The organism is Streptomyces sp. NPDC060198, assembly GCF_042728415.1.
In the GTDB taxonomy this organism is placed as follows: domain Bacteria; phylum Actinomycetota; class Actinomycetes; order Streptomycetales; family Streptomycetaceae; genus Streptomyces.
Map to the genome: position 1 here is coordinate 1 of NZ_JBHWZJ010000529.1, position 3,758 is coordinate 3,758.

General features: G+C 72.4%; 4 protein-coding genes. All 4 read right to left on the reverse strand.

Features of this window, described 5'->3' with window-relative positions:
• Window positions 1-39 precede the first annotated feature (39 nt).
• The gene (locus ACFWEP_RS32865) at window positions 40-1,617 is read right to left on the reverse strand and encodes an alpha/beta hydrolase (protein ID WP_387375692.1); all 1,578 of its coding nucleotides are present in this window, start codon (window positions 1,615-1,617) and stop codon (window positions 40-42) included.
• Window positions 1,618-1,811: 194 nt separating this feature from the next.
• Window positions 1,812-2,582, reverse strand: coding sequence for an urease accessory protein UreD (locus ACFWEP_RS32870; protein WP_387375698.1), 771 nt, complete (start codon window positions 2,580-2,582; stop codon window positions 1,812-1,814).
• Window positions 2,579-3,256, reverse strand: coding sequence for an urease accessory protein UreG (gene ureG, locus ACFWEP_RS32875; protein WP_387375694.1), 678 nt, complete (start codon window positions 3,254-3,256; stop codon window positions 2,579-2,581). The genes ACFWEP_RS32870 and ureG overlap by 4 nt, the downstream gene beginning before the upstream one ends.
• Window positions 3,257-3,281: 25 nt before the next feature.
• The coding region (locus ACFWEP_RS32880; RefSeq protein WP_387375696.1) for an urease accessory protein UreF at window positions 3,282-3,758 on the reverse strand (477 nt) is incomplete at its 5' end.

Here is a 3,758-nt window from a genome sequence, read left to right on the forward strand (position 1 = left end):
GCCGTGACCGGCCTCCCGCACCCGTTCTCCGGCGGCCGGCTACGGCACGGGCGTGGCGTGCGGGGTGCACGTCACGTCGCGGCTGTCGGTGCGGCCGGTGAGCAGATAGGTGTTCACCCGGTCGTTGACGCAGGTGTTCAGGAGACCGGTGACGCCGTGCGATCCGGCGTCCTTCTCGGTGATCAGCCGGGAACCCTTGAACCGCTTGTGCAGTTCGACGGCTCCCTCGTACGGCGTGGCGGCGTCACGCGTGGACTGGACGATCAGGACGGGCGGGAGCCCCTTGCCCGTCTTCACCTCCAGAGGCGTCTGCCGCTTGGTCGGCCAGGTGGCGCAGGGGAGGTTCATCCACGCGTTGGCCCAGGTCAGGAACGGGTAGTCGCGGTGCAGCCGGGTGTTGTCGCGGTCCCAGGTGCGCCAGCTGGTGGGCCACTGCGCGTCCGCGCACTCGACCGCGGTGTACACGGCGTTGCTGTTCTCGGTGGCGGCGTTGCCCGCGGTGTCACTGAGGTCGGGGGCGACGGCGTCGACGAGCGCCTGGGTGTCGCCTGCCCGGTAGGCGCTCCAGGTCCGGGCCACGGGTGCCCAGGAGGAGTCGTAGTACGGCGCGCTCTGGAAGAATCCGATGAGTTCGGCCGGGCCGACGACGCCGCCGATGGGGTTCTTCTTGGCGGCGGCGCGCAGGGTGAGCCAGGCCGTCTCGACCTTCTGGGGCGTGTCGCCGATGTGGTAGACGGAGTCGTTGCGGGCGACCCACGCCTGCCAGTCCTCCCAGCGGTTCTGGAAGGCGACGTCCTGGTTGAGGTTGGCCTCGTACCAGATGTTGCCCTGCTCCGGGTTGACGACGCTGTCGACGACCATGCGGCGCAGGTGCCCGGGGAAGAGCGTTCCGTATACCGCACCGAGGTAGGTGCCGTAGGAGACGCCCAGGTAGTTCAGCTTCCTCTCGCCGAGTGCGGCCCGGATCACGTCCAGGTCGCGCGCGGTGTTGAGAGTGGTCATCTGCGGCAGCAGATCGCCGCTGCGCTCGGCGCAGCCGGCCGCGTACTCGGCGGCGAGCTTGCGCTGGGCCAGCTTGTCCGCCTCGGTGTCGGGGACCGGGTCGGCCTTGGGGACCTTGACGTACTCCTGCGGGTCGGCGCAGGAGATGGGGGCGGAGTGGCCCACGCCGCGCGGGTCGAAGCCCACGAAGTCGTAGGCAGCGGCGACCTTGGTCCAGATCGGGTTCTTGTTGGTGATCCGGGTCGGGAAGCGCAGGCCGGAGCCGCCGGGACCACCGGGGTTGTAGATGAGGGCGCCCTGGCGTTCGGCGGCCGTCCCGGTGCTCGCGTGGCGGTCGACGGCCAGCTCGATCTGCTTGCCGTTCGGCTTCGTGTAGTCGAGCGGGACGGTCACCCAGCCGCACTGGATGGGCGTGGGGAGCGCGTAGTCGGCGGGGCAGTCCGCCCAGTCGATGCCCGCGCGGGCTGCGCGTTGCGCGGCGATCGCGGCTCCACGCGCTTCGGCCGCGCCGGTGTGCCGGTGGTCCGCTCCGGCCGCCGGTGCGGCCGTCATGCCCGCTATGAGCGTCCCCGCGATCAGAGTGCCGGCCGCGCCGAGCACTGCGGTGCGTCTCAAAGTGGAACCTCCCCCATGGGTTGCCGTGCCGTGCCGCGTCCGTGCGGCACTGATCTACGGTTTCCCGCGGATCATTTCCCCTGTGAGGTTCCTGAGAACAGTGCGCATCCACCTTTCTTTACCCAACCGATAACCGGTAACAGCGTTACCGGTCATCGGACTTGGCTGGTAGTGACCACCAAGTTCCATTCGCTTCAGCTTCGTTGAGCTGCACTTTCACCGCCCAGTACGAGTTCCATGGCCTCGTCCAGGACCCCGCGCAGCAGACGGGCGTCGGCGGCGACGGCCGTGACCAGTGCGGCGGGTCCCGCCAGCGGGGTGAGGACCGCGGTGGGGCCGAGCAGACGCGCGGCCATCGGCTTCTCCTCGAACTCCGGCATCACGATCAGGAGTTGGCCTACGGCCCGATGGCCGCCCAGCACGGCGGGCCCGTCCCAGCCGCCCGGCGCTCCGGGGCCGTAGCCGAGCTCCTGGTCGAGCAGCGGGCGCCCCGTGCGCCGCACGGTGAGGCGGGTGGTCAGAGCGCCCGTGGATTCGCCGTGGCGGCCGAGGACCTGCTCTTCCCTGAACACCAGCCGGGCGGTGGCGGCGAGTTCGACGGTGGTGGTCATCCGCAGTTCGCTGCCGCGGGCGGAGATCAGCTGCTCCGGGAGCCAGCGCAGCTCCGCCTCCTCGTCCACGGTCAGCCGGACGTCGTAGCGGGCGGGCCCGGGGCCGGGGAGCGCCACCGTGGCGGCGGCGGCACCGACGGTGAGCCGCGCCCCGCACGCGACCTCCGCCTCGACGGCGAGGCGGTCGCCGCCGAGGGGTGCGCTCATGGCACCGACGACCGTGACACCGGCGTACGGGGCCGGGGCCCGGGTCCGGCGGAGCGCGAGGGGGCCGTCGCTCTCCAGTACCGGCAGCACGGTGGAGCCCCGCCCGTCCCGGGCGGCACGGATGCGGGCGGTCGCGACGATGCTCACGAGGACCAGGCGGCGAGCTGCGACCGTACCCATCCAGCCACCGGCGCGACTCCGTCGGCTGAGGTCAACGAGGTGAACACGACCGGCAGTTCACCGCGTTGCTTGGCCGCGTCCTCGGCCATCCGGCCCAGGTCGGACCCGACGTACGGAGCAAGGTCGGTCTTGTTGACGACGAGCAGGTCGGCGGTGGTCACGCCGGGGCCGCCCTTGCGGGGGATGTCGTCACCGCCGGCCACGTCGATGACGAACACCTGGGCGTCGACCAGCCCTCTGGAGAAGGTGGCGGTGAGGTTGTCGCCGCCCGACTCAACGAGGATGAGGTCGAGCGGTCCGACGCTGTCCTCCAGGTCCTCGACCGCTTCGAGGTTGGCGGAGATGTCGTCGCGGATGGCGGTGTGGGGGCAGGCGCCGGTCTCGACGGCCTGGATGCGCTCGGGCGGGAGTACCGCGTTGCGGAGCAGGAACTCCGCATCCTCGCGGGTGTAGATGTCGTTGGTGACCACGGCGATGGAGAACTCGTCGCGCAGGGTCCGGCAGAGGGCGGCGACGGTGGCGGTCTTGCCGGAGCCGACCGGCCCGCCCAGTCCGATGCGCAGGGCGCGGCGGGTGCCGTCCGGCCGTGCGGCGTCCGCGCCGACCGCGGCGGGCCCGTCGTGCGAGTGGTCGAGATGCATGGTGCGGCTCCTGAGTGGCGAAGGGCTACGAGGCGAAGAGGCGGACCGGCCACGTGGCGTGGGTCTCGGCGGCGATGTCGAGCAGCGGGGCCGATGCCGCGGGGAGGGCGTCGATGCCCCGCCGAGCGGCGGCAGCCGCCCGTTCGGCGACGCGGTCGAGTTCGGGGGCGAGCCGGGCGAGGACGGCGGTGGCCTCGAAGGGGTCGAGCGAGAGCAGCCGGACGACGGCGGTGGAGGGCCCGCCGACCGCCTCGTACGCGGCGCAGTACGCGGCGTCCTCGGGGGTCAGGCCGGCCGAGGCCGCGGTGAGTCCGAGGACGACGGGCTGGTGGGCGCCGCGCGGCCGAGCGGCCGCGAGCGCGTCCAGGGCGGGACTCGGCCAGGTGGACCTGGCGGCCCTCATCAGCTGGCGGCCGAGTTTGCGGGCGGTGGCCCGCAGGGCGGGTGAGGGCGTGCGGGCGTCCGCCGCCTCGTCGAGCGCGAGCGGCTCGTGGCCCAGGGC

Coding starts and splice junctions, on each gene's coding strand:
- ureG (WP_387375694.1), bottom strand. CDS start 3,256: ATGCATCTCGACCACTCGCACGACGGGCCCGCCGCGGTCGGCGCGGAC.